Below are 24,026 nucleotides of genomic sequence, written 5' to 3'. Positions count from 1 at the left end.
AAGGACGTTGCGTGCAACGTCCCTACAAACCTTCTTGAACAACGCCTTGATGGGTTGTTTTGACCCACTTTAAGCGCTTGGGACGTACCGACATCCGTGCAGTGGTTGCAGGCATGACAAAGAACCAGTGAGAGAGATAAATCGTACCGAGAAGAGATTCCCAGCCTAACACTAAAACATTTTTGAGATTAAAACGTTTTGGGTTCTGGATGCGATATAAACCAATAAACGTACAAACTGTCGAAAAGGCGATCGCGCAACTGGATAAAATCCCCAAAATTGGCCAATGATGGCGCACTAAAACCATAGCAAAATCCGCGATCGCCGCCGTGGGCAGCAAATAATGAACTAGAACAAAAGTGAGTAAATCCCATGTTTTCGTAAAGCCCATGCGGTTACTGACAATTAAACGCCAATAGTCGAGATAGCGCTGATAGCCTCCCTCCGCCCAACGGCTGCGTTGGTGCCAGAGGGAAATAGCCTGGGTCACACCTTCTTCATTAACTGCGGGGAAGAGAGAACAACCAATATCCCAGCGATCTAAGTGCAGGCGAATAGTTAGATCGAGGTCATCGGTAATGGTTTGCTCATTCCAGCCCCCACAACCCGCTAAGGCCTTGCGCCTCACAAACTGACCATTGCCGCGCAATTCTCCCATACCGCCAATAGCAATGCGTTTCTGTTGGAAATAACAATCTAAGGCCATTTCTGCCCTTTGTCCTTTTGTCCAAAAATTCTCATCAGCATTGGCGATCGCCTTACGGACTTGGACGGCTCCCATATTTTCATCATCGAACATGGGAACTACACGGCGCAATAAATCCGCATCGACTGTAGCATCGGCATCAAAAACAGCAATAATTTCCCCCTTCGTTTTGGGGAGGACTTGGTTTAATGCCCCAGATTTGCCACCTCCGGCACCTACAGGACGATGTACGACCCTTAATTGGGGATATTGGTGGGCGAGGGTATCTAAAATTTCTGGGGTGCGATCGTCGCTGGCATCGTCAATGAACCAAACTTCGTAGCGATCGCGAGGATAATCTAAATTACAGAGAATTTTCACGAGGCGATCGATCACAGCTTCTTCATTTTTTGCCGCGACTAGCAGAGAGACCATCGGGGCATCTGCCAGTTGGTCATCCCGTAACATGGAGGGCATGGGATCGGGTTTTGCCAGCATCAGTCGCAGAAAATAAACCACCAAAATCCCCGTCAGACTCATAACCAGCCAAAATCCCCAAGAGACAAGATGGAGGGTGACAACGACCCCCCAAACTGCAATTAGGAGAAAGGCTGCTTTACTTCTGCGTCCTTCTATGCCTTGGAAAAAATCACTTCTAAATTCTTCTTCTTCGTCTTCTGGGTCTTCCCATTCCGAGAGAAAGGAACTTAAGGGATCGAGTTCGGGTTCATTTTTATTATCTGACCAAGAATTTTCTGGCATAATGGCGATCGCTCCGCTAAATGTAAACGAGATAAAGACAAAAAATAGATTTTATTCGGTTCTTTGTGTCTCATTGTATCGGAAACTGTTAAAATTCTTAGCGAAATTTTAAGCAAGCGAGGGCTTCTAAACCAGTCCATCGCGCGAAAATAGCAAAAGCGGCAGAATTTCCCTTAGAATATGGGGTGTTTGGCAGTTAACAAACCTTTACTTTAATTTTCTAATTTTAACAAAATGATACAGAGTGATTGGCTGGTGGCGATCGCCGTGGGATTAATAACGCTTCTCTGGGTGGAATTGGTCAGAGATACTTATCACGTCCTCTCTCACCATTGGCAACCGTTATATCGCTTGCACGTCTGGCATCATCGGGTTTTTCGTCCCGATCTTTCTGTAGCCAGCGAGACGATTTACCGACAAGCGCACTGGTATAACGATGTGCCGGAATCTTTGGTTATGCTGGCGATGAGTGGTTTGCCGATCGCCATTTTATCTAGTACGAATTTGCCTCATTTTTGGCTGGCTGGTTTGGGTTCACTTTATACTCTAACTTTCCTGTTAGGCGCGATCGCGCGGGGATGCGGTTTGGCCTATGCTGACGAGTTGACCGATTTAACCCATAGACCAGGGGAATTTACCAGTTTACCCTCTCGTTGGTTGGTGAATCGTCCTTATCATTGGCGACACCATTTTGACAATCAACAGGCTTATTATTGTGGGACGTTGACGTTAGTAGATAAGGTTATGGGGACAGCACTTTCCCTGAAGGGAAAAACGATCGCGGTTACAGGGGCTTCGGGGACTTTAGGGCGATCGCTTCTCGCACAATTGCAACAAAAAGGAGCAAAAGTTATTGCTTTGACTTCTACTGCGAAAGAGATTGTTTTAGAAGGGGAAAATAATCCTATTTCTTCCCTCGTTTGGCAAGTAGGAGAAGAAGCAAAACTTGTAGAAGAATTGAAAAAGATTGATATTTTAATTCTCAATCATGGTATGAATGTGCATGGAGAAAGAAATCAAGACGCGATCGCGCAATCTTACGAAGTAAATGCTTTTTCAAGTTGGCGATTTCTGGAACTGTTTTTAACGACTGTCCGTACCAATAAAGAAATTGCCAGCAAGGAAGTTTGGGTGAATACTTCAGAAGCAGAAGTAAATCCCGCTTTTAGTCCTCTCTACGAACTCAGCAAACGGACTTTAGGAGATTTAGTCACCCTGCGTCGTTTGGATTCTCCTTGTGTCATTCGCAAGCTAATTTTAGGACCTTTTAAAAGCAATTTGAATCCTATTGGTATCATGTCAGCGAATTGGGTTGCCAAGCAAATTGTGAATCTTGCTATCCGAGACACGCGCAATATTATTGTTACAATTAACCCCATTACTTACATCGCTTTTCCCTTGAAAGAATTCTTCGTTTCTACTTACTTTCGCTTCTTTTCTCGAGGAAAAGCACAGTAATAAAAGTGTAGTAAAAGCGTAGTAAAAGTGTCATTGTTTTAAAAACATACAATCACTCAAAAATCACTTTAACTTGGCGATCGCACCTCGTTCCACCAGTATTTTATCTGTTAATAAGTCAATAACTGTTGCCAATAGAACGCGGTTTTCATTCACTTCAAACCAAACAGAAATGCGATCTTGTTTGAGTTGACCCGGTGGTTCTAAATGTGCCAGACAAACCTCTTGATGGTGGGTTTCCAAGGAACGATATTCTGTGTGCTTGGAGAGTTGGCGACTAGAAATAACTCCCACCTCATTATAAACAATTTCCGATCGCGTTAACTCAGCCAATTCTCCCACATCAAGACGAATTTCTTTCTGTCCATTTTTAGCAACTTGTAGAGTAATCGGTGTTTCTAACTTACAAGGATAAGTGCTACCGCGATCGAATAAAGGAAAATAAGATTGGTTTTGTGTTGAAGGTTCCCAAAGACGAATTACATAATTATGATGTAAATAATCTTCAACTTCTGATACTTTGGTTAAAGCTAAAGCACCGTGACAAACGGCATCAAACGGTTTACCTAATTTAACCCGCGATCGCCCAAAATAAGAAACAATTAAATTTTGCACTGCGGGAATTAAACAACTTCCTCCCACCAATAATACTTGTGCAATTTCACTCTTTTTCACTCCTTTTCCTAATGCAATACTTAAAACCTCGTCTAATGCCTCTCGTAATTGTTCAAGAAGTTGATTGCGTTCTAAAATATCTTCGAGGCGATCGCGGTTCAAACTCAAATCATAAGACATAAAAGTTTCTTCATCCAACCAACTTTCAGAAGCCTGTTCAGTTTTCGAGAGTTGAATTTTTAAAACTTCGCTAATTTCTAATAAATTTTGCCAACCAACCTCGCTTAAAGACTCCCGATCCGAACCCATTTGGCGTAAATAATCCTCAACGATCCAAATATCAATATCTTCACCCCCTAAATAAGCATCAGATTTCGCTAAAACCTTGGCTTTAAAAATATCTTTTTTCCCATCGGGTGTTTCCATCCGCACCAAACTCAAATCGAGAGTTCCTCCGCCAAAATCCACCACCAAAACTAAAGAACCCAAATTTTCTACAGCATATCCTAACGCGGCGGCCGTAGATTCATCCACAAAACGAACCCGATCTGCGCCCATCTTTTCACCCCAATCGCGAAACCAGTCGAGATAGCGCTCAAAAGAACCCACAGGCACCGTAAAAATAAGCTCAGACGGCTCAATTTCTAATTTTTGTAGATTTTCCCATAAAGTTTGTAGAAAGCGCTCAGAAACCGATCGCGCTTGGTAATTGACCCCATCGATCGCCCGAGGGGGACTGGGAAAATCTGCCACCAAATCCCGCTTAAAACCTTTAAAAAAACGGGCGGGTTGCGATAAACCCAAACGCTGCGATCGCACTTGTTCGCCAATCATAATTTCCCCTTTCCCTTGGATATAAACCAAACTGGGAATAACCGGAACATCAAGAATTTCCCCTGTCTCTCCCGGCATCTTAAACAAGCGGGAAATTTGAGCAAATCGCAGGGTTTTCGGTGCATTGGTATCCGGTTCTAAAATACTAACAACAGTGTTGCTCGTACCAAAATCAATCGCAATGGCAGTCATTGTTACTTGTTACCTATTGGTTGGGAAGAGTGCGACTAACCTTGGCCGGACAGAGAATGCGATCGCCTTCTCGATAGCCAACAAAGCGCACAAAAACTAAATCTCCTGCTGCAATGTCATCGCGATCGGGCTGATGAATTTGGGGGTCGAAAATCACCTGTTCCCACGCCCGACCAATCGACTCATAACCCCAAGTTGCCAATAAATTATTCAAGGGAGTAAAGAGAGCAATAAAATTCTTGGCAGGTAAATTGGGTTTCGCTTCCGCCATCACGCAAGCTGTAGGAAAATTCATCATCAAGGTTTGTAATTGCTCAAAAGTTTGTTCCTTGATATCGCTGTTAAGGCGATCGATATTCTCTTGCAGTTCCGATCGCAAGCGCCGACATTGTTGTTGCAATTGGACGACTTGATTATTGGTATCTTGCAAGTCTAGGGTCAACAGATCGATTTTTTTCTGTTTTTCTCGCTCCAAATTCTCATAACGTTCTTGTAGGAGTGCAATTTGTTGAGATGCCCCTTCTAATGATGATTGATGCTGTTGTGCCTGTTGTTGAATCGTAATTCGTTCCTGTTGCAATTCCCGATATTTCTGATGCAATCGGGCAATTTCTTGAAAGGCTTCCCCCAAAGAAGGAAAAGAATAACCATAATTTTGTAGCAGTTCCTCCAGAGACCAATTCAAGATGCCTGCCAATTGGCTCAATTCTTGTAGAGTCAGTCGCTCTAATTTACCCCGTCGGACCTGTTCCATTTGCGTCGGCGTTAAACCCGCTTTGCGCTGTAGAACATTCCAACTGAAAATTCCGACCCCTTCGAGGCGATCGCGCAAGACAGGATCGAACTCGCATGGACCGATTAGATCGCCGCGATCGCTCTTCCTCGCCCCCAGAAAACTAAGCGCATAAGCGGTTCCGCCCACCCACAAGACCAGACCGAACCAAAAAAGATTGGGTTCTTCTACCATCACCCTCAGCCATTGAAAATAAAAAGTTAAAAAATGAATTGACATTCCTGCTTACCGATCGCCCTTCTCCAGCAGCTTTAAATTGCTTTATTGTTGAAGAAATTGGGTTTGTTCTTGAATTTCCACAAGAGTTTCTGGCTCTTGATGGTATTCTGGCAAGAGTTCGCGATCTTCTAGCTCACCTAAACAGCCTTCAATCTGGCGAGTGAGGTCTAAGCATTGCTGCCCAGAAGCCCCCTCTAAGACCGTTTCGGTCATTTTGCCATCTTTGCCAATGCGGTATTCAATCTTTTGATATTCAGCCATCGGTGAAAACTTCCTCCCAAAAATCGCTATAATCCTCAACAGGATATAGTTTATTTATTTTTTCCGATTGTACCCCAACTCGATTTCCGGTCATCGGCATTCTCAAATTTATCGGATTCTGTCTAGGCAAGTTTAATCAACAAGTTTATGAACCTGATTCGATCTAGCGCGATCGCGCTCCTCAGTGCATTAATTATTCCCCATTCCGTCGCGGCAGTTCCTCAATTGCCCCAGATCGCTAGGGGGGAAGTGGCAATGGATATTGCCCAAGATTCCGATCCAGATTCTGTCCAAGATTCCGATCCAGATTCTGATAATAGTTCAGAAACGGAACAATTTTCCCAGTTTGAAGCGGATATCATTCGCGAAATGAATCGCGCCAGAACTAATCCCAACTCTTATGCGGATTGGTTGTCAAGGCAAAGGCAGTTTTTTAATGGTAATACCCTCAATTTACCCGGTGAAGCGCCTTTTGAAACTCAAGAAGGGGTGGCCGCCTTAGAAGAAGCTATTGAGTACCTGCGATCGCTTCGCCCTCTCTTCCCCCTCATGGATTCTGAGGGGATGTCCCAAGCAGCTCGAGATCTGGTCATGGATCAGGCCGTATCGGGAGAAGAAGGTCATACAGGCAGCGATGGCCTCGGATTTGTGGAACGATTGGCCAAACATGGCACCTTTAGCGGTGGGGCGGCAGAAAATCTTAGCTATGGCCGAGAAACTCCGAGTACCGTGGTGATGATGCTGATTTTAGATGACGGCGACCCCAATCGCAGCAGCCGCAATAAGATTTTTAATCTCGATTTTCGGGTTAGTGGGGTTGCTTGTGGCGATCGCCCCAATAGCGATACCATCTGCACGATTAATTATGCAGGCAGTTACGATGACGAAACCCCCAGTTTTGCTATCCGTCCCCCGATCTCGCCTCTTCCCGATATTGGCACTCCCAACCCTCCCAACTCAGAAATCCTCTTCTTTGAAAACGGACGATTAGCAGACGGAGATTTAGTCTACCCCGAAGATGGCAGCTTATATGACGAATATAGTTTTTCGGGTAGAGCCGGACAAAAAATTGTTATTAGTCTAGAAAGCACTGATTTCGATCCCTTTTTAGCATTTCTCAACGAAAAACGAGATGTTCTCGGACAAAATGATGATGCCAGCGAAGGCAATCAAAATTCAAGTTTAGCAATTACGCTGCCCTATGATGGACTTTATTACATTTTTGTCAATGGGTATAACAATGAAGATCGGGGCAGTTATAGCTTGAAAATTATCCCTCAATCTTCTACTGAGGAGGCCAATCAATAAAGCCAATCAAGAAAATTATCCGCATCTGAGAATTTCCTCTGAGATTGCGATCGCAATTCATGACAGAGTATGTCAAAGTAGTGAGTAGAACTTTTTTGTAGCCATCCATGAGCTACTGCATTAATCCCGATTGCCCTTATCCCGAAGACCCCGCTAACGCCGATAGTCCTTTATGTTGTCAGTGTGGCTCCCAATTGCTACTGCTCGATCGCTATCGGGTGGTAAGTTTGCTGAGTGACAATAGTGGTTTTGCTAATATTTATGAGGTTCGGGACGGTCAAGCTGTAAAAATCTTAAAAACGCTCAAGCAACAGCACAACAGTAATAGTAAAGCGGTTGAACTCTTCGTACAAGAGGCAACGGTTTTGAGTCAACTGGATCATACTGGAATTCCCAAAATCGATTCCCAGGGCTATTTTCAATATTTTCCCCGCGATCGTTCCGAACCCGTCCACTGTTTCATTATGGAAAAAATTGACGGGCCGAACTTAAAAGAGTGGATGTTGCAACAAGGGAATCTCTTAATTAATGAACGACAAGCGTTAGATTGGCTCAAACAAATCGCCGAAATTCTTCATTTGGTTCACCGGAAAAATTATTTCCATCGCGATATTAAGTTACAAAATATTATGCTTCGTTCCACGGGGCGATTAGTATTAATCGATTTTGGTACAGCGCGGGAAATGACCTATACTTATTTAGCCAGAATGGGTCATTCGGGCAATGTTACCAAGGTCAGTTCTGCGGGTTATACTCCCCCAGAACAGCAGCAAGGTCATGCGGTACCACAATCGGATTTTTATGCCCTAGGACGCACTTTTATTTATTTATTAACGGGGAAGCAACTCGAAGATAAAGATATTTACGATCCCTATACGAATGAATTTTATTGGCGCAGATTTGCTCCCGATATTTCCCCGAAGTTTGCCGATTTTATTGATAAATTGATGGCTTATCGGGCGATCGATCGCCCCACGGATACGAGAGAGATTTTAGAGACGATCGATCGCTTACAAAAATTTATTTCTGGTAATAATTCTAGGTCTCAACTGGGACGTTTGCCACTGACTCAAATTCAACTTTCTCCTGATAGTCCTACTGTTCCCCAAGAGGTCGAAGTACGACAAAACAAGTGGCTGTTGAGTTTGATTATTGTGGCTTTACTGGTAATTGTAGGAGGATATAGTAGCTGGCAGGGTTATCAATATGCTTTGCCTTTCTTGGCTCGTGAGGGAAGAATAGAGAAGGGAAGAATAGGGAAGGGAAAAAATATTCCTATTGCCAAGACTCTAACGGGACATACCAGTTTTATTAACGATCTAGCGATTAGTCCCGATAGTCGATTATTAATTAGTGCGAGTGCAGATAAAACGATTAAAGTGTGGGAACTGGAAACGGGAAAGTTATTAAAAACCTTAACAGGAAATACCAGTTTTGTCAATGCTCTGGCGATAACTTTTGATGGTAATTTTTTAATTGCGGCGAGTGCGGATAAAACGATTAAGATTTGGGATCTAGAAACCGGAAAAATAGTTAGGACTTTAAGCGGACATACCAGTTTTGTTGATGCGATCGCGATCGGTTCGGATGGACAGATTTTAGTCAGTACGGGAGCAGATAAAACCATTAGAATTTGGAATATAGAAACTGGAGAAATGCTGCACGTTTTACAGGGACATTCCGGTTTTGTGAATGCTTTAGCGATTAGTTCTGATGGGGAAACTTTGGTCAGTGGAAGCGCTGATGCGAGTTTAAAAGTGTGGAGTTTAAAAACGGGGAAAGAATTGCGATCTCTCTTAGGACATTCGAGTTTTATTAATGCGATCGCCATTAGTCCAAATGGAACAACTGTGGCGAGTGGAGGTGCAGATGAAACGATTAAAATTTGGGATTTGCAGACGGGAGAAGAAATAAGAACTTTGAGGGGACATACGGGTTTTATTAACGATCTGGCGATTAGTCCAGATGGCGAAATATTGGTCAGTGCTAGTGCGGATACTTCGATCCGAGTTTGGCAATTGAAGACAGGAAAAGAACTGTATGTTTTAAATAATCATAGCAATTATGTTAATAGTTTAGAAATCAGTCAAGATGGGACAAAATTAATGAGTAGCAGTGCCGACCAAACGATTAAGTTTTGGGATCTCATCACGGGGAAAGAACTACTGACGCTAACTGGATATCAGCATCATATTAATTATTTTGCGATTAGTCCAGATGGTCGTTTTGTGGCAACGGGAAGCGGTGATAAGGCGATTGTAATTTGGAAGATATAATTTAACTAAAACTTATACAGCTAAGGAGCAAGACGCTCCCACTACTATCAACTATTATACCTATCAACTATTATACCTATCAACTATCAACTATCAACTATCAACTATCAACTATCAACTATCAACTATCAATGACTTTAGAACAAATTCGGATCGTTTTAGTTGAACCTGCTGGGGCATTAAATGTAGGATCGGTGGCGCGAATTATGAAAAATATGGGATTATCTCAGTTAATACTGGTCAATCCTCGCTGCGATCGCCATAGTCAGGAAGCGAAATTAATGGCAGTACGCGGCCGCGATATCCTGGCTAATGCTAGGGTTGTGAATAGCCTTCCTGAAGCCCTGCAAGGATGTCACCGCGCGATCGCCACTACAGGAGTGCGTCGCGATCTACCGATTTCTCTCGAACCTCCCCATCACGTTTTACCTTGGTTATTAGAAGAAAATACAGCCTCTGCTTTAATTTTCGGACGTGAAGATCGCGGCTTAAGTAACGAAGAAATGAATTATGCCCAACGTTTTTTAGGGATTCCTGCTAATGCGGAATATTCTTCTTTAAATTTAGCTCAAGCAGTGACAGTTTGTACTTACGAACTTTACAAGGCCTCTCAAAATATAGAACCTTTAGAACCCTCCCATTCTGTTGCAATGGCTTCTCTCAATGAATTAGAAGGATATTATCAAAACCTCGAAGAAATATTGTTAAAAATTGGCTATCTTCATCCTCATACTGCCAAAGCACGAATGGAAAAGTTCCGAATGCTCTATAATCGAGCGATGCTGAGTTCTCAAGAAGTTGCTCTGTTGCGTGGTATTCTCAGACAAGTCAATTATCATACTGACGAAAACATTTAAAACCTAAATTTTTGCACAAACTTTTTATAATATTACTAAGTTGAAATTCTTTTCGGTAAAATAACCGTAATTTTTGTGCCTTGTTCTAATTCACTCCATAAGGAAACTTTCCCCTTGTGTAATTCTATCTGTGTTTTGGCGATCGCTAAACCCAAACCCGTGCCTGGAATTGTATCAACATTACTGCCACGATGGAAAGATTGAAAGATAGTTTCTTGTTCTTCTTTGGGAATACCAATTCCTTCATCTTGAAAAGAAAAGATGACTTCATCTTCTTTCCCCATGAGAGCAATTTCGATTTGTCCTCCATCGGGAGAATATTTAATCGCATTCGAGATTAAATTATCGAAGATTTGCTCTAACATTCGGCGATCGCCATGAAAGTTCGTCAGATTACCAGAAAATTTAAGATTTAATTCGCATTTACCACTGGTACTCTCTTGATGTTCTTGAATTAAAGTTGCAAAAAATGGCATAAGTTCGATGAGAACTGACTCAAATTCTATCTGTTTTCGATTAGCGCGATCGAGACAGAGAATATCATCAATCAAATTAGACATATGCCGACATTTATTTTCAATTAGTTGTAAAAAATGCTCCTTTTTTGTTATATCTAGACGTTTTCCATGCTGTTTTAATGTCGAAGCTGCCGCTAGAATCGTCGCTAAAGGTGTCCGATATTCGTGAGAAACTGTAGCAACAATTTTAGATTTAAACGCATTTAATTTTTGCTCTTCTTCAAGGGCAACCCGCGTTTTTTTCAGTAATTCTGCCTGTTGAATGGCGAGAGCCAGTTGAACAGAAACTTCGTGGAGCATTTCGATTTCTTCGATTTGCCAATCGCGTTTTTGGGAACAGTGGTGAATGAGCAGAAATCCCCAAGAAAACTGTTCAATTCTGTCGCAATTTTTGAGTATGATGGGAATCTCTAAATTTGTCTCAGTTGCTAATAAATTCGGTTGCTCTCCACAACAGGAGCGAAATTTTGCTTCGCAGACGATCGAACTTTGCCGATCGCTTTTACTTCGGTCACAAAATTGTTGGGAATTCTGCTGGCGATCGCTCCCGTTGCCAGTAAACTGATAGATAGCTGCATAATCGCACCCCAGTAGCATTTGCACTTCCATAACTGCGGTTTGCAAGATTTGCTCGAGTTCCAAGGATTGCCGAATACGAAGAGACATCATGGCAATCAGTCGCTGTCGTTCTTGGCTTTGTCTCAGTTGTTTTTGTAAGCGCGATCGCTCGATAGTATTGCGAACGGTAAGCTGTAAAATATTGGGTCTGAGATGCGCTTTTGCCAAATAGTCCCGAGCGCCTTTTTTCATTGCTTGTACGGCGATCGCTTCACTGCCGTAGCCTGTTAAAATAATGACAGGTAAATTAGGGCTTTGTTGTCTTAATTCATCCAGAAATTCCCAACCGTCCATTTGCGGTAATTGCAAATCGAGTAAAATTAGATCGCAAGCATCCTTCTGACAGAGTAAAAGTCCCTCTTCTGCCGAGTCAGTTTCCAGAATGCGATAGGATTGGTGCGGGTCTTTTGACAAGTATTGGCGATAGACTTCCCGATCCTCGACACAATCATCAATAATTAAAAGTGTTCGTGAGTGCGGCATATAGCACAAAGATGAGGGAATTAGCCTCTCTCATTGCAAGTATCATGGCTTTTTCAATTCTAAAGAAAATATTAACACAATATAAAGAAAATATAAAACTCGAAGGTAATTCCAAAATATCCAATCTGTTTCTTGAGCAATTTCTGACCTTACCGGAAACCAAACCGGCTAGCGAATACATTGAGGGTGAAATTGTCCAAAAGCCCATGCCAAAAGGAAAACATAGTCGATTGCAGTTGAAGTTATGCAATTGTATCAACTGGTAGAACAAGCAAAAACATTGCTTTCCAGCCAATATTCAACAAAAGATCGAATGGTTTTCCGGAGTTCGAGAGCGTTGACGGGTTTGATTAAATAACCATTTGCTCCTTGTTGATAGCACCACTCGATATCCTCGGGGTTAGAAGAAGTTGTAAAAATAATAATGGGAATCGTTTTAAAATTTTCGTCTTGTTTAAGCTGTTCGAGAAGTTCGCGACCGTCAAGACCCGGTAGGTTAAGATCGAGGAGAATGGCTGCGGGTCTTGGTACTGTCGGTGAATTTTCATACTCTCCCTCTTGGCAAAGAAAGTCTAAAACTTCGTCTCCATCAACGCAACGATAAACCGAAGTTTGCACTTGGAATTGTTTCATTAAACGCTGCAATACTACGAAATCCTCGTCGCTGTCTTCCGCTACCAGTAAGATTTTCTCAAGAGTTGCTGTCATTCGCTATCTTAAAAAAGTCACTAAACTTGATTCCGGCTATTCTATGGGATATTTGTAAAGATTTGTATCAAAACTTACTTTTTCTTAAGGTTGCGATCGCGTCAGAGTAAAAAAGAAAGTCGAACCCTCTCCATCAGTAGACTCGCACCAGATCTGGCCGCCATGTCGTTCTATAATTTTTTTCACGATCGCCAGTCCTGCTCCCATTCCCCCACCAAATTTATTCTTAGCGTGAAGTCGCTTAAAGAGGCGAAAAATAGTCTTGCGATGACGCTCTCGAATGCCGATACCGTTATCTTTGACATAGAAAACAATAGTTGTTGAGTCTTGTATTTGCAGATGACTCCAATTTTTTTCTCGTTGCTCCTCGGACTGCAAAAAGCCAATTTCAATCCAAGGGTTATCTTTATTGTTGTATTTAAAAGCATTAGTGATGAGATTGCTAAAAACTTCGTTGATGAGAACGGGATCGCTGAAAACTGAAGGTAAGAGACGAGGAATACGAATATCTATTAAATGATTGGGGTTGCTGGCCTGAAAAATATTGATAACTTGTTGAATTAGAGTATTCAAATCGATCTCCTCGATCTTGAGTTCTGTTTGACCGAGACGAGAGTAATTGAGGAGAATATCAATGAGAGATTCCATTCTTTGAGTCAGATTGACTAAGGTTTGTAGGCGGTCAATCCCCGTTTCATCTAGTACGTCGGCATAGTCTTCTAATAAAAAGATGGAATAGTTATGAATACCCCGCAAAGGTTCTTTGAGGTCGTGAGAAGCGGCAAAAGCAAAAGAAGTTAATTCTCGGTTACTGCGTTCTAATTCTTGGTTGAGTCGGGCGAGTTCATCGGCGCGATCGAGGACTAAACCAATGAGAGAATTTCTAAATTCGATCGCGCTTTCAATTTCACTTTGCAGCCAAGGTTGAGCAGTCAAGCGAACAGTTTCTTGCCATTGTTTAAAGGACGATCGCGGACAAAGAATAATGCTACCATTTTCAGTAATTTGTAAAGATTCTTGGGGATTTCCAGCCCAAGTTACAGTTTGAATTATTTCTGGTCGAAACCAGAGTAAGTAATAGTGGCGAACTTGAGAAATTTTTAATAAGAGAATACCGCTAGCAGTATCCGCGATCGCTTTTCCTTGAGGATAGTCTCGAGCCAGAGAGTTCGTCTGAAATAAACTATTGTTAGTGTAATGATTTAACCATTCAATCAGAGCATAAATTTCTTCTCGTGGGGGTGTATTTCCCACGAGAGCAATCTCATTATTCAAATAAATTGCTGCTCCTTGCGCTCCCACTAATTTTAATAAGCGAGGATTCGGGTTGAGCAAGATTTCTGGGAAACTCTTTTTACTGGCGATCGCTTCGAGGAGTTGTGAATGATGCGATCGCAATTCAAGTTTATAATCTAACTCCTCTTGTTTGATTTTATTGGCGAGTTCTAGAGAGACGAATTGCCCTAATAATTCACACACTACTCGCAGAGAATGAGGCAGATATTTAGGGGTTTGGTGATGACAAGAAATGAGTCCCCAAAGTTTTTTATCTTTAATTAAAGAAATAACAAGTAGTGCTTTTGCCCCCATATTTTGATGAAATTCTATGCAGCAAGAATCAACACTTCTGAGAAGAGTAAAACTGAGATCGAGAGGGAGATTGGTTTGCCGATCTCGGGCAATAATTTCAACAGATTGTGCTGCAAGATCGGGAATAAATCGCAAGCGAGATTGTAAATAAAGTTCTCGAGAGTCTTCGGGAATATCTGTTGCGGGATAATGCAATCCCAGATAAGGACTTAATATTTCTGGTTTGGCTTCAGCAATTACTTGTCCCGCACCTTGGCGATCGAATTGATAAACCATAACGCGATCGAATTGAATTATATTTTTGACTTCCTGCGCCACAATCTGAAAAAATTCTGTTAAAGTTAAGGTCTTTTGTAAGCTGGAAAGTGTTTCTCGAACCCAAGCGGAAAAATCGGGTAAATTTTCGTCAACTTTGCGATTTTTGGGTTCTAATTCGATAATTAAGGTTTCAGAGGTTTGATGAGCGATCGCGTCAAATTGTCGCTCTCCAAGGGGTGTTTGCAGAGATAGCAGAAAAGATATCCCAACTCCTATGGGTTTACCCGATGTTTGTTGTAGGATATCTTGTTGCGATTGATTGAATAGGGTGGCGATCGGCTGTCCGAGTAAATCCTGGGGGGAAATACCGAGGAAATCGTGCGTATTATTACTGACGTGCTGGATCGTGTAATGGGGTTCAGCGATCGCTAATAGGATACCGTGGGGTTGAATTGAACCCGGCCTGCGAAGGTTCTGGTTTTCGTTATTGGGTGCGCGATCGGACTGACTCATCACCTTGATTTTTAACTTGTGTTTCTAAATTTTACATTATTTTAAGATTTGTTAAATAAATATTGACTGCGATCGCGAAACTGTTTCAGAGAGCGGATTTTTGGGTTGGAATCAATGCGCGATCGGATTGCTGAGGAAAGATAAGCGCTAAAATACTACAATTAGAACTAATCAGACACTAAAATATAATCCCATGCCAGTTCTCAACTTAACCGCAGAACAGATCGTAGAATTAGTAAAACAACTGTTTTATTATTTTTTGTTTCTCCTGGTTTGATATACTGGAATTCGTCGATTAATACCCTTAAAATTTCGCTCGCCAATCAAATAAAATCCCTCTTTTTGTCGTAACAATTGATAAGTCGCTCCAGAAATCGTACATTCGCTAGGAGGACAACTCATTTCCAAACGAGAGGCTAAATTCACGGCGGCTCCCAATACGGTATAGTCTACCCGTTGAGAACTCCCCACATCACCGACTACAGCTTTCCCGCTATTAATACCAATATGCAATTGTAGAGGTTGTTTCCAGATTCCAGCTTCATTGAGTCGATCCAAACGCTGCAACATTTCTAATGCTGCCATGACTGCGCGATCGGCGTGATCTTCTTGGGGTTCTGGCGCTCCAAAAAACGCCATAATACAATCACCGATAAATTTGTCCAATGTCCCCCCCCGGTCAAAAACAGATTTAAGCATTTCCTCAAAGAAGCGATCTAATAACCGAGCAATTTGCTTTGGGGTCATAAGTTCTGACATATCGCTAAAACCAACAATATCAGCAAAAATAATACTAATTTCCGCTTCCTTGGGTTCAAGGCGACCATTTTCTAAGGCACCGACGGCAATTAATTGCTGGACCACTCCAGGAGAGTGATAGCGTTCGAGTTGTTGGCGAATTTTGGCTTCCTCTTGCAGTTTACGCGTTAGTAGCCAACGTTGGACGCTGTAGGCGACGAGATTGGCAAGGGTAGAAAAAAAGCTCAAATCTTCCTCATCTTCCGCCGCATCAGAACTTTTTAATTTTAAACTGGCATCGGCGTAGAGAACTCCCACCACGCGATCGCGGTCCCAGATCGGCACCGCTAAGGCACCGCGAATGCCTTTCGCTAAAATACTGTGTTCCCCTTCAAAACGTTCGTCTTCTCGAGCGTCAACGGTTTTAATCGCCACCTTATCCGCAAAAACCCGCTTGCAAATACTGCGACCGATCCAACCGTAGGTATGGGTTTCCAGGGGCTCCGGACCTCGCCTCGAAGCGGCTTCGATCAGTTGCAGGTCCCCATCTTCCAAAACATCAACTAATAAGGCAAATCGCTGGATCGCTTTGATTTCTTGAAAAACCACCTTCTGCACTTTTTCAAAAATAGCTTCAATGGATTCCGCAGAACTGAGATCCTTGGCAATTTCGACCAAATGACGCAATCGCGCGATCGCCCTTTGGGAATTACCTTCACCAGGACCTGTTTTATCGACATTTAACCATTGTTTTTGCAGTTCTTCCGCGCTGCGTAAAATCGTATCGCGATCGCGCACGAGGGTACTTTTGCCGATCTCGCCATCCAACAGAGAGACAAAAAGGAACGCATTACCGATTTGAATAGCATCGTCGGGCTGAAGTTTGTAAGCCCCAGAAATGATATTCTGATTAACGATGGTGCCATTGGTGCTGCCCATGTCCTCAACAAACCATTGGTCTTCAGACTCCTTAAATAAGCGGCTGTGATTGCGGGAAACTTCTGAGAAAGGGAGACAAATATCGCATTCAGGCAGACGGCCAATGATGAATTCATCGGCCGTAACGCGAATAATACTTTCAGGACTGCCCTCAAGATGCAAGCGCAGTTTTAGCTCAGTCATCGTTTAATCAGGGGATGGGAATTGAGATTTCGCTATTGATGCACTCCCAGTCAGCGAGAGGTTCGCTTTCAGCCTAGCAAAGTTTTATTCACTAAAGTAGATCGCAAAGTCGAGATTCAAGTAGCGATCGCCATCCTAGTAGATTGGAAACTACAAGATGATAAAAAATTTTAAATCCCTCATTCTGCATCTCTCCCTTGAGGAAAACTGAGGAGGGTTTCAGGACGGCGATCTCAAGATTTACTGGCTTTATAAGCTGTCCAGCCACTATAGCTAGAAACATCGAGATAGTTGCGTTCTGCGATAATTTCCCGAGGATAGAGCATCGCGATCGCCTCTCCACCTCCTTGCAAAGTAACAGGAAAGGGATAAAGATGAGGAGGTTCATTCGCCAACAAATGTTGATATTGTTCCTCGGTCATTTCATAAAGTTCGCCAGGAATAGAAATACCGCCTTCTTTGACTTCATAAATGCCAGGATGTTTGTCTTCAACAGAATGCAATCGATAGCGCGGTTCAGTTTTAATTTCTTTAATAAACTTCGTTTCAGCGATGGTTTGATGATCTGGTTGTCCTCTCAATGCGGAACCGCAGATGAAAACAAGATAAGAATTTGAGTCGGAATTTGAGTCGGAATTTGACATTTTGTTGCTCCTTTGGCCTACAACTTCCCAAAACTTGTAGAGTATTATATATTAGCCGATCGCATCCTCAAGATGTAAAACGCGATCGCCTCTCCAGATTATGCTGTTCAGCATCTAAACGACATCATCAAGAATCCCAGAAACCGGGTAGTGCGAGCATCTTGCTCGCTAGAGATACGTCCTTTAAATGCGTCTTAGCTTATGCTCTTTTTCCCCTCAACCGGCGATCGCCCTGAAAAAACTCCCCTTTTTGGCTTCAAGCGGAGTTAGCGGACAGTATGAAGATTAGTATGAAGATTAGTATGAAGATTAGTATGAAGATTAGTATGAAGATTAAAATTCGCTTGGCAAAACCAGAAGAAATTACCACAATTCTCGAACTACAATCCCAAGCATTGACATTTCTTTCTGCGATCGATTATACAGCAACAGAAATTGAAGCAATGATTCAAACTCAAGGAAAAGCAAGGACAGATTGCCAAGAAATTGTTTTTGTTGCAGAAGAACAAGAGACATCACCAATAGATATTTCACGGACTCATAATATTCCCCAGAAAAAAATCATTGGTTTTTCTTGTCTATCATCTCATTCCGCCGATATTAATGGCATCTATATTCATCCCGATCGCATCCGTCAAAATATTGGCACGCAACTCCTACAAGCGATCGAAGCAGTTGCCATTGAAAAACGCTACAGACGGCTTTGGGTTAGTTCTGCTCTAAATGCCATTAAATTCTATCAGGCTAATGGTTATCAAAAGAAATCCTATCAACGCTTGCAACTCAATAATATCCACATTTCCGTTGCTATTATGTCTAAACAATTGATTCCTCTCACAGAATCAGAAAAAGCAATCCGCAAAATAGGAGTTTTGGCGATCGCCATTTTCACAATTTTCGCAATTATTTTAATTGTTTTTGCCCTCGGGAACTTCTAAATTCAGGCAGCATGGATATCCCGAAATATTAAGTTTTTTAACATTTTTAGACGTAATGGCTTTTAACCTCCGTAGATTGCGGTATTAGTAAATCAAACCCCAATTTACAGTTTTCTGATGAATGTTTTCTTAAATATTTGGAGGCGAAAATCGAGACTGACTCGCTTTTTAGTTTTGGCGATCGCAACCCTAGGGATTCTCATATCCTTAATGTTAGTGTTACCCGCTTTGGCACAGCAGCAAGTTAAAATTACTGTCATGATGCAGGCGCTTGAAGCGGCACAATGGCAATCTATCGAAGAAAAATTCGAGGCAGAAAATCCAGATATTGACCTAGAAATTATTGCGGCACCCAATGCAACCAATCTGGTAGAAGACCTTTATACGTCAGCCTTTCTCCTTGGCGATACTCCCTACGATCTGGTCTATCTCGATATTGTTTGGGTGCCAAAATTTGCAGCCGCAGGATGGTTGCTAAATCTCAATAAATTTGTTACTGAAAATAGCTTAAAAGGCTTCTTAAAGGGCGATCTAGAAGGCGGAAAATATCAAAATAAACTCTATCGCATACCTTTGCGATCCGATGGCGGGATGCTGTACTATCGCAGCGATATCCTCAAAGAAAATGGTTATAATCCCCCAGACACTTTTGACGAATTAATTGCAATTTCTCAAGAGTTACAGAACAAAGGAATAGCTCAATGGGGCTATGTTTGGCAAGGGAAACAATATGAAGGACTTGCAGCAATGTTTGTCGAAATTCTAGAGGGATTTGGCGCATATTGGGTCAATCCAGATACTTTAGAAGTAGGACTTGATTCAGAAAAGGCGATCGCCGCCATCAAATTTCTTCGCAGTACCATTGAATTAGGAATTTCCCCTCCAGGTGTCACCACTTATGAAGAAGAAGAAACCCGCCGACTTTTTCAAGGGGGTGAAACAGTTTTTCTGCGTAATTGGCCTTATGTAGCAGGATTAGCTTCTCAATCAGATATTGCGGGTAAATTTGCCCTAAAACCGATGGTACACCAACCTGGAGCTAAAAGTGGAGCCTGTCAAGGAGGTTGGGGGCTGGGAATTTCTGCTACAAGCAAACATCCCGAAGAAGCATGGCGGGTAATTGAGTTTATTAGTAGCGAAGAGATGCAACGAGAATTTGTTTTAGAAACAGGATATTTACCGAGTCTGCGATCGCTTTTTACCGATCCCGCGATCGTCGCGAAATACAGTTATTATCCTCAACTTTTAGAAGTCGTTGAAAACTCTGCCTTGCGCCCTCCTATTGCTCAATATGCTCAAGCCTCAGACATTTTACAACGCTATTTAAGTGCCGCTTTAACCAATACCATGAGTGCAGAAAAAGCCATGAAATCTGCCGCCGCAGAAACAAGGCGCTTATTAGTCAGATAACCCAGTCTTAGCTATCAACTATTAGCTATCAACTATTAGCTATTAGCTATCAACTATTAGCTATCAACTATTAGCTATCAACTATTAGCTATCAACTATTAGCTATCAACTATTAGCTATCAACTATTAGCTATCAACTATCAACTATCAACTATCAACTATCATGACAGATACTATTCGGAAACGAGAAAAAAATACAGGATGGCTGTTAATTACTCCCGCTTTAATTATTTTAGCTTTAGTTTTTGTTTATCCGATTATCCGCGCTTTTTGGTTGAGTGTATTTACCCAAAATTTAGGGACTCAACTCGAACCCGTTTTTTCAGGTTTAAATAATTATGGGCGCATGATGGGAGATGGACGATTTTGGCGAAGTTTATGGAATACAAGTGTCTTTACAAGCATCGCTATTTTCCTTGAATTAGTGTTCGGTATGACCTTTGCTCTCGTCCTCAATCAAGCCTTTTTTGGGCGTAGTTTTGCAAGAACAACAGCTTTGATTCCTTGGGCATTACCCACTGCTGTTATGGGACTCGCTTGGGCATGGATTTTCAACGATCAATATGGTGTTATTAACGATATTTTGTTTCGTTTGGGTATTATTAATGAAGCGATTACATGGTTGGGAGAACCCACTCGAGCAATGTTTTCTTTAATTGTTGCCGATGTTTGGAAAACAACACCATTTATTGCCTTAATTTTACTCGCAGGTTTACAATCGATTTCTAGCGATATTTATGAGGCTCATGCGATTGATGGTGCAACCCCCATTCAGAGTTTTCGGCAAATTACTCTGCCTTTATTAATCCCACAAATTTTAATTTCTCTTTTGTTTAGGTTTGCTCAATCTTTTGGTATATTCGATTTAGTCCAAGTGATGACGGGAGGGGGTCCTGCTGGGGCAACAGAAATGGTTTCCATTTATATCTATTCTACCGTGCGCCGCTATTTAGATTTTGGTTATGGAGCAGCTTTAGTCACAGTGACATTTTTGTTGTTGATTATAGTTGTTGCGATCGCCGCTTTCTTTTTATCCCAAAATCGTATTAACATCTCTGGAGAACAATAAAAAATGACCCCTATTAATTCAACAACCCAACAATCTCTAAACTGGAAAAAAATATTACTCTGGGCAGGTATTATTTTTATGGTTCTATTTTGCCTTTTACCTGTATTGTGGCAAGTGTTAACCTCGCTGAAAACCAATGACGCGATCGCAAAATTGCCAACGGTATATTTTCCCAGCTTCCAACAACTGACCCTCGATCATTACATCGTTTTAGGTGGGAAATTTTTCCGCTATATGCTCAACAGTGCGTTTGTTTCTTTGACCTCAACTGTGATTTGTTTGGCAGTTGGCGCACCGGCAGCTTATACCTTAGCGCGATTAAAAATACCAGGGGAGAATATTATTCTCGGTTTCATTCTCATTATCAGTCTTTTTCCCTATGTTCTTCTCTTTTTAGGACTATTGGAACTGGTGAAATTTTTCGGTTTGGGAAATAATTATTTATCCCTCATCATTCCCTATACAGCAATTAATTTGCCCTTAACTATTTTGGTGTTACGCAGCTTTTTTCAGCAACTCCCCAAAGACTTAGAAGATTCTGCCAAGATCGACGGTTATAATACCATTCAAATGTTATTGCAAATTATCTTACCGATGACAACTCCAGCCCTCGTGACCACAGGAATTTTAGCCTTTATTTTTGCATGGAATGAGTTTATTTTTGCACTCACTTTCATCACGAGAGATTCATTACAAACGATTCCCATTGCTATTTCTAAAATTGGTGGAGCCAGTGCCTTTGAAATTCCTTACGGTCCGATCGCCGCAGCAACAATTTTAGGAACATTACCCCTGATTGTTTTAGTTCTTATCTTTCAAAAACGGATCGTTCAAGGAATTACTGCCGGTGCTGTAAAAGGATGATTTGCTGACTTAAAAGGGTGTTAGAAAAAAGAAGAAAAAATGCGGCAGAAATTCCCCTAGAAAAGCAATGGGAAACTGTTAGGAAAAAATCTTGAGGGGTGACAAGGAGGCTGAAAGGCAAAGAGGGCAAGTAATTTGGCAAATGCCCTCAAAAAAGAATAGAGTTGTCCTGTGCAGACAACTCAACAAAAAAATGTTTCCCGAATTATACCAGAAAGTCATTGAAATTCATCTGAGTGAAAGTCAAAGGTTAACGTTGCAATTGCTGATAATGCTCTTACAAAGTTATAGAAATGTGAGATTGTCACGATTGGCAGAACTATTTCCCCAACCCATAAAATATGAAAGTCGCGTCCGAAACCTGCAAAGATTTTTAAATTTACCGCAACTGAGTGTAAAACTGTTATGGTTTCCGATTCTGAAAAAATGGATAAGAACAGAATATCAACAGAGAACAGCAAATCGAAAACAACGAAGAAGAGCAAAGAAATTAAAATTGATTCATCAAGGATATCTCTTATTAGTTCTAGATAGAACTCAATGGAAGGAGAGAAATATAATGATGTTAAGTTTGGTCTGGGGGAAACACGCGATTCCCATTTATTGGCAAATTCTTTCTCAAAAAGGGAGTAGTAATTTGAGCCAGCAAAAAAAGATAATAGCTCCAGTATTACGATTTCTTCGCCATTATCCAATCGTGGTATTAGGAGATAGGGAATTTCATAGTGTGAAATTGGCAAAGTGGCTAGAGAAGCAAGGTGTAGACTTTGCTTTACGTCAGAAAAAGAATACTTGTGTCTCGGATGATGAACAAGTCTATCTAGCACTGAAAGACTTAGAAATTAAACCGGGACAATCCCATTTTTATCAAAATCTTAGTTGTACCAAAGAACATCGATTAGGAAATTTTAATCTGGGAGTTTATTGGAAAAGAAAGTATCGAGGTAAGACGGAACAGAAAGACCCTTGGTATATCCTGACCAGTTTACCGAACTTAGAATTAACCTTATCCTTTTATCGCGCTCGATGGAGCATTGAAACCATGTTCAAAGATTGTAAAACAGGGGGCTATAATCTGGAAAATACCCGAGTCAATGAACGACGTTTATTAGCGACTATTTTACTGATTGCCATCGCTTATACCTTGGCCACTTTGCAAGGCATTTCTTGTCAAAATCTCAAGGTAAGTGAGTATATCTGTCGTCCTACTGAGAAGAACCGCTCTATTCCTCGACATAGTGATTTCTGGATTGGACTCTATGGTTCTCTTTGGGTTAAATCGATGAAACTTTGGTCAGACCTTGCCACTCATTTGATGAATCTCAAATCTCATAAACGTCTTTATTTTCAGAAAGGAATGCACGCTTTAACCCTTATCAAATCTGCTTTATAGCTTGCTTGTCACCCCTCAAGGGATATACGACTAATCCAATTCCTGACACTCTGGGGGCTGGGGGTCTTCTTTGGCGACCCACGCGGCAAAGTTCCGGGAAAGGCGCACAAATTTGAAGCCGTTTTCGACGCTCCCTTTCCATGCTTGCTTTGCTTCATAGCCCGTGTTATTCATGTGAGCGCGAACGATGACCGTGCGATCGCCGGGAATCTTAACGGGTTCTCCGGTACTGGTAAAGGGTTGCTCATCGACGTGGCTTTTGTCGAAAACGTGGCGATATAAGAGTTCCCCATTCTCGCTGAGGACTTCCCACCAATCTGCATATTGCTTGCAGCCGGAATCGCGACTATAGAGGGAGACGTTAAAGGTGTAATTGTTGGCAGTTCCCTCGACATCAAGGTTAAGCACCACAGCCCCATCAATTAACTGGGGATTTTTCTTTTCTGCCCACAGGGTTAGTATATCTGCTAAAGCCTGAATTTTTATAAACTCCCGACAATTGTCGAGTGCGTGCAATGCCTTTCCCCAATCCTCATGCAGGGCATATTGAAACGATATCTCTTTTAAGGCTTCATCAGCATTAGCAGCCTCAGCAGCCGAGAGAGTATCTTGCAATATCCCTTGCGTCATTTCCCAGTTGTTTAGGTCTCCATAAGCCGAGGCGATCGCACTCAGGGCATAGGATTTGGAGTTTGGGTTGTCAATCTCCTTTGCGGCTTCGAGAGCCTCCTGCAAGAGGTCTTTGGCTGCCTTCTCATCTTTGAGTTGTCCAGAAGCCGAGGCGATCGCACTCAGGGCAAAGGATTTGAAGTATGGGTTGTCAATCTCCTTTGCGGCTTCGCGAGCCTCCTGCAAGAGGTCTTTGGCTGCCTTCTCATCTTTGAGTTTTCCATAAGCCGA

19 protein-coding genes and 1 pseudogene are annotated in these 24,026 nt (G+C 42.0%); 10 read left to right on the top strand and 10 right to left on the bottom strand.

Annotated features, from left to right (window positions below):
• Positions 1–22: 22 nt before the first annotated feature.
• Positions 23–1,447, bottom strand: a complete 1,425-nt coding sequence (locus tag VB714_RS22825; RefSeq protein WP_323227060.1) for a glycosyltransferase family 2 protein — start codon at positions 1,445–1,447, stop codon at positions 23–25.
• Positions 1,448–1,681: 234 nt separating this feature from the next.
• Here VB714_RS22825 and VB714_RS22820 point away from each other — a divergent pair, with 234 nt between their 5' ends.
• Positions 1,682–2,905 carry a bifunctional sterol desaturase/short chain dehydrogenase gene (locus tag VB714_RS22820; RefSeq protein WP_323227059.1) on the top strand — a complete coding sequence of 408 codons (1,224 nt, stop codon included), beginning with the start codon at positions 1,682–1,684 and terminating at the stop codon, positions 2,903–2,905.
• Positions 2,906–2,968: 63 nt separating this feature from the next.
• On the opposite strand, the gene VB714_RS22815 is transcribed toward VB714_RS22820, so the two are convergent.
• Genes VB714_RS22815 through VB714_RS22805 form a run of 3 tightly spaced genes read right to left on the bottom strand, consistent with a single transcriptional unit; the run spans position 2,969 to position 5,819 of the window.
• Positions 2,969–4,546 carry an Hsp70 family protein gene (locus tag VB714_RS22815; RefSeq protein ID WP_323227057.1) on the bottom strand — a complete coding sequence of 526 codons (1,578 nt, stop codon included), beginning with the start codon at positions 4,544–4,546 and terminating at the stop codon, positions 2,969–2,971.
• A gap of 13 nt (positions 4,547–4,559) precedes the next feature.
• On the bottom strand, positions 4,560–5,558 hold the full coding sequence (grpE, locus tag VB714_RS22810; RefSeq protein ID WP_323227055.1) for a nucleotide exchange factor GrpE: 999 nt from the start codon (positions 5,556–5,558) through the stop codon (positions 4,560–4,562).
• 42 nt (positions 5,559–5,600) lie between these two features.
• The gene (locus tag VB714_RS22805) at positions 5,601–5,819 is read right to left on the bottom strand and encodes a DUF2997 domain-containing protein (RefSeq protein ID WP_323227054.1); all 219 of its coding nucleotides are present in this window, start codon (positions 5,817–5,819) and stop codon (positions 5,601–5,603) included.
• Between the two features lie 147 nt (positions 5,820–5,966).
• Between VB714_RS22805 and VB714_RS22800 the strand changes: the two genes are divergently transcribed.
• The 3 genes from VB714_RS22800 (at position 5,967) to VB714_RS22790 (ending at position 10,260) form a co-directional block, all read left to right on the top strand.
• Positions 5,967–7,127: a pre-peptidase C-terminal domain-containing protein gene (locus VB714_RS22800; RefSeq protein ID WP_323227052.1), complete on the top strand. Its 1,161-nt coding sequence runs from the start codon at positions 5,967–5,969 to the stop codon at positions 7,125–7,127.
• Between the two features lie 107 nt (positions 7,128–7,234).
• Entirely contained in the window at positions 7,235–9,403 is a 2,169-nt protein-coding gene (locus VB714_RS22795; RefSeq protein ID WP_323227050.1) for a protein kinase domain-containing protein, read from the top strand.
• 131 nt (positions 9,404–9,534) lie between these two features.
• Positions 9,535–10,260 (top strand): RNA methyltransferase, encoded by a 726-nt coding sequence (locus VB714_RS22790; protein WP_323227048.1) that lies wholly within the window; start codon positions 9,535–9,537, stop codon positions 10,258–10,260.
• 35 nt (positions 10,261–10,295) lie between these two features.
• Here the strand turns inward: VB714_RS22790 and VB714_RS22785 are convergent, their stop codons facing one another.
• Positions 10,296–11,879, bottom strand: a complete 1,584-nt coding sequence (locus tag VB714_RS22785) for a sensor histidine kinase (RefSeq protein WP_323227047.1) — start codon at positions 11,877–11,879, stop codon at positions 10,296–10,298.
• Between the two features lie 116 nt (positions 11,880–11,995).
• On the opposite strand from VB714_RS22785, the pseudogene VB714_RS27570 reads away from it, so the two are divergent.
• Positions 11,996–12,139: pseudogene (locus tag VB714_RS27570) on the top strand (Uma2 family endonuclease); the annotation flags it as partial.
• On the opposite strand, the gene VB714_RS22775 reads toward VB714_RS27570, so the two are convergent.
• The 4 genes from VB714_RS22775 to VB714_RS22760 form a co-directional block, all read right to left on the bottom strand.
• Entirely contained in the window at positions 12,135–12,587 is a 453-nt protein-coding gene (locus VB714_RS22775) for a response regulator (protein ID WP_323227045.1), read from the bottom strand. The pseudogene VB714_RS27570 and the gene VB714_RS22775 overlap by 5 nt on opposite strands.
• A gap of 84 nt (positions 12,588–12,671) precedes the next feature.
• Positions 12,672–14,948: an ATP-binding protein gene (locus VB714_RS22770; protein ID WP_323227043.1), complete on the bottom strand. Its 2,277-nt coding sequence runs from the start codon at positions 14,946–14,948 to the stop codon at positions 12,672–12,674.
• A gap of 252 nt (positions 14,949–15,200) precedes the next feature.
• On the bottom strand, positions 15,201–16,808 hold the full coding sequence (locus VB714_RS22765) for an adenylate/guanylate cyclase domain-containing protein (protein ID WP_323227041.1): 1,608 nt from the start codon (positions 16,806–16,808) through the stop codon (positions 15,201–15,203).
• A gap of 233 nt (positions 16,809–17,041) precedes the next feature.
• On the bottom strand, positions 17,042–17,452 hold the full coding sequence (locus VB714_RS22760) for a gamma-glutamylcyclotransferase (protein WP_323227039.1): 411 nt from the start codon (positions 17,450–17,452) through the stop codon (positions 17,042–17,044).
• Positions 17,453–17,778: 326 nt separating this feature from the next.
• On the opposite strand from VB714_RS22760, the gene VB714_RS22755 reads away from it, so the two are divergent.
• From VB714_RS22755 to VB714_RS22735, 5 genes are all read left to right on the top strand, one after another.
• Positions 17,779–18,390, top strand: coding sequence for a GNAT family N-acetyltransferase (locus VB714_RS22755; protein WP_323227037.1), 612 nt, complete (start codon positions 17,779–17,781; stop codon positions 18,388–18,390).
• Between the two features lie 117 nt (positions 18,391–18,507).
• Positions 18,508–19,800, top strand: a complete 1,293-nt coding sequence (locus VB714_RS22750; RefSeq protein ID WP_323227036.1) for an ABC transporter substrate-binding protein — start codon at positions 18,508–18,510, stop codon at positions 19,798–19,800.
• 163 nt (positions 19,801–19,963) lie between these two features.
• The gene (locus tag VB714_RS22745) at positions 19,964–20,869 is read left to right on the top strand and encodes a sugar ABC transporter permease (RefSeq protein WP_323227035.1); all 906 of its coding nucleotides are present in this window, start codon (positions 19,964–19,966) and stop codon (positions 20,867–20,869) included.
• A 3-nt stretch (positions 20,870–20,872) separates the two neighbouring features.
• On the top strand, positions 20,873–21,733 hold the full coding sequence (locus VB714_RS22740; RefSeq protein ID WP_323227032.1) for a carbohydrate ABC transporter permease: 861 nt from the start codon (positions 20,873–20,875) through the stop codon (positions 21,731–21,733).
• A gap of 193 nt (positions 21,734–21,926) precedes the next feature.
• Positions 21,927–23,126, top strand: a complete 1,200-nt coding sequence (locus VB714_RS22735) for an IS4 family transposase (protein ID WP_323227031.1) — start codon at positions 21,927–21,929, stop codon at positions 23,124–23,126.
• A 30-nt stretch (positions 23,127–23,156) separates the two neighbouring features.
• Here the strand turns inward: VB714_RS22735 and VB714_RS22730 are convergent.
• The coding region (locus tag VB714_RS22730) for a hypothetical protein (RefSeq protein ID WP_323227029.1) at positions 23,157–24,026 on the bottom strand (870 nt) is incomplete at its 5' end.

The organism is Spirulina sp. 06S082 (assembly GCF_034932145.1).
Taxonomy (GTDB): domain Bacteria; phylum Cyanobacteriota; class Cyanobacteriia; order Cyanobacteriales; family Spirulinaceae; genus CCY15215.
This window is presented reverse-complemented; position numbering and strand designations above follow the sequence as displayed.

Coding starts and splice junctions, on each gene's coding strand:
- VB714_RS22735 (WP_323227031.1), top strand. CDS start 21,927: ATGTTTCCCGAATTATACCAGAAAGTCATTGAAATTCATCTGAGTGAA.
- grpE (WP_323227055.1), bottom strand. CDS start 5,558: ATGTCAATTCATTTTTTAACTTTTTATTTTCAATGGCTGAGGGTGATG.
- VB714_RS22825 (WP_323227060.1), bottom strand. CDS start 1,447: ATGCCAGAAAATTCTTGGTCAGATAATAAAAATGAACCCGAACTCGAT.
- VB714_RS22760 (WP_323227039.1), bottom strand. CDS start 17,452: ATGTCAAATTCCGACTCAAATTCCGACTCAAATTCTTATCTTGTTTTC.
- VB714_RS22740 (WP_323227032.1), top strand. CDS start 20,873: ATGACCCCTATTAATTCAACAACCCAACAATCTCTAAACTGGAAAAAA.
- VB714_RS22815 (WP_323227057.1), bottom strand. CDS start 4,546: ATGACTGCCATTGCGATTGATTTTGGTACGAGCAACACTGTTGTTAGT.
- VB714_RS22750 (WP_323227036.1), top strand. CDS start 18,508: ATGAATGTTTTCTTAAATATTTGGAGGCGAAAATCGAGACTGACTCGC.
- VB714_RS22745 (WP_323227035.1), top strand. CDS start 19,964: ATGACAGATACTATTCGGAAACGAGAAAAAAATACAGGATGGCTGTTA.
- VB714_RS22785 (WP_323227047.1), bottom strand. CDS start 11,879: ATGCCGCACTCACGAACACTTTTAATTATTGATGATTGTGTCGAGGAT.
- VB714_RS22775 (WP_323227045.1), bottom strand. CDS start 12,587: ATGACAGCAACTCTTGAGAAAATCTTACTGGTAGCGGAAGACAGCGAC.
- VB714_RS22795 (WP_323227050.1), top strand. CDS start 7,235: ATGAGCTACTGCATTAATCCCGATTGCCCTTATCCCGAAGACCCCGCT.
- VB714_RS22805 (WP_323227054.1), bottom strand. CDS start 5,819: ATGGCTGAATATCAAAAGATTGAATACCGCATTGGCAAAGATGGCAAA.
- VB714_RS22800 (WP_323227052.1), top strand. CDS start 5,967: ATGAACCTGATTCGATCTAGCGCGATCGCGCTCCTCAGTGCATTAATT.
- VB714_RS22790 (WP_323227048.1), top strand. CDS start 9,535: ATGACTTTAGAACAAATTCGGATCGTTTTAGTTGAACCTGCTGGGGCA.
- VB714_RS22770 (WP_323227043.1), bottom strand. CDS start 14,948: ATGAGTCAGTCCGATCGCGCACCCAATAACGAAAACCAGAACCTTCGC.
- VB714_RS22765 (WP_323227041.1), bottom strand. CDS start 16,808: ATGACTGAGCTAAAACTGCGCTTGCATCTTGAGGGCAGTCCTGAAAGT.
- VB714_RS22755 (WP_323227037.1), top strand. CDS start 17,779: ATGAAGATTAAAATTCGCTTGGCAAAACCAGAAGAAATTACCACAATT.
- VB714_RS22820 (WP_323227059.1), top strand. CDS start 1,682: ATGATACAGAGTGATTGGCTGGTGGCGATCGCCGTGGGATTAATAACG.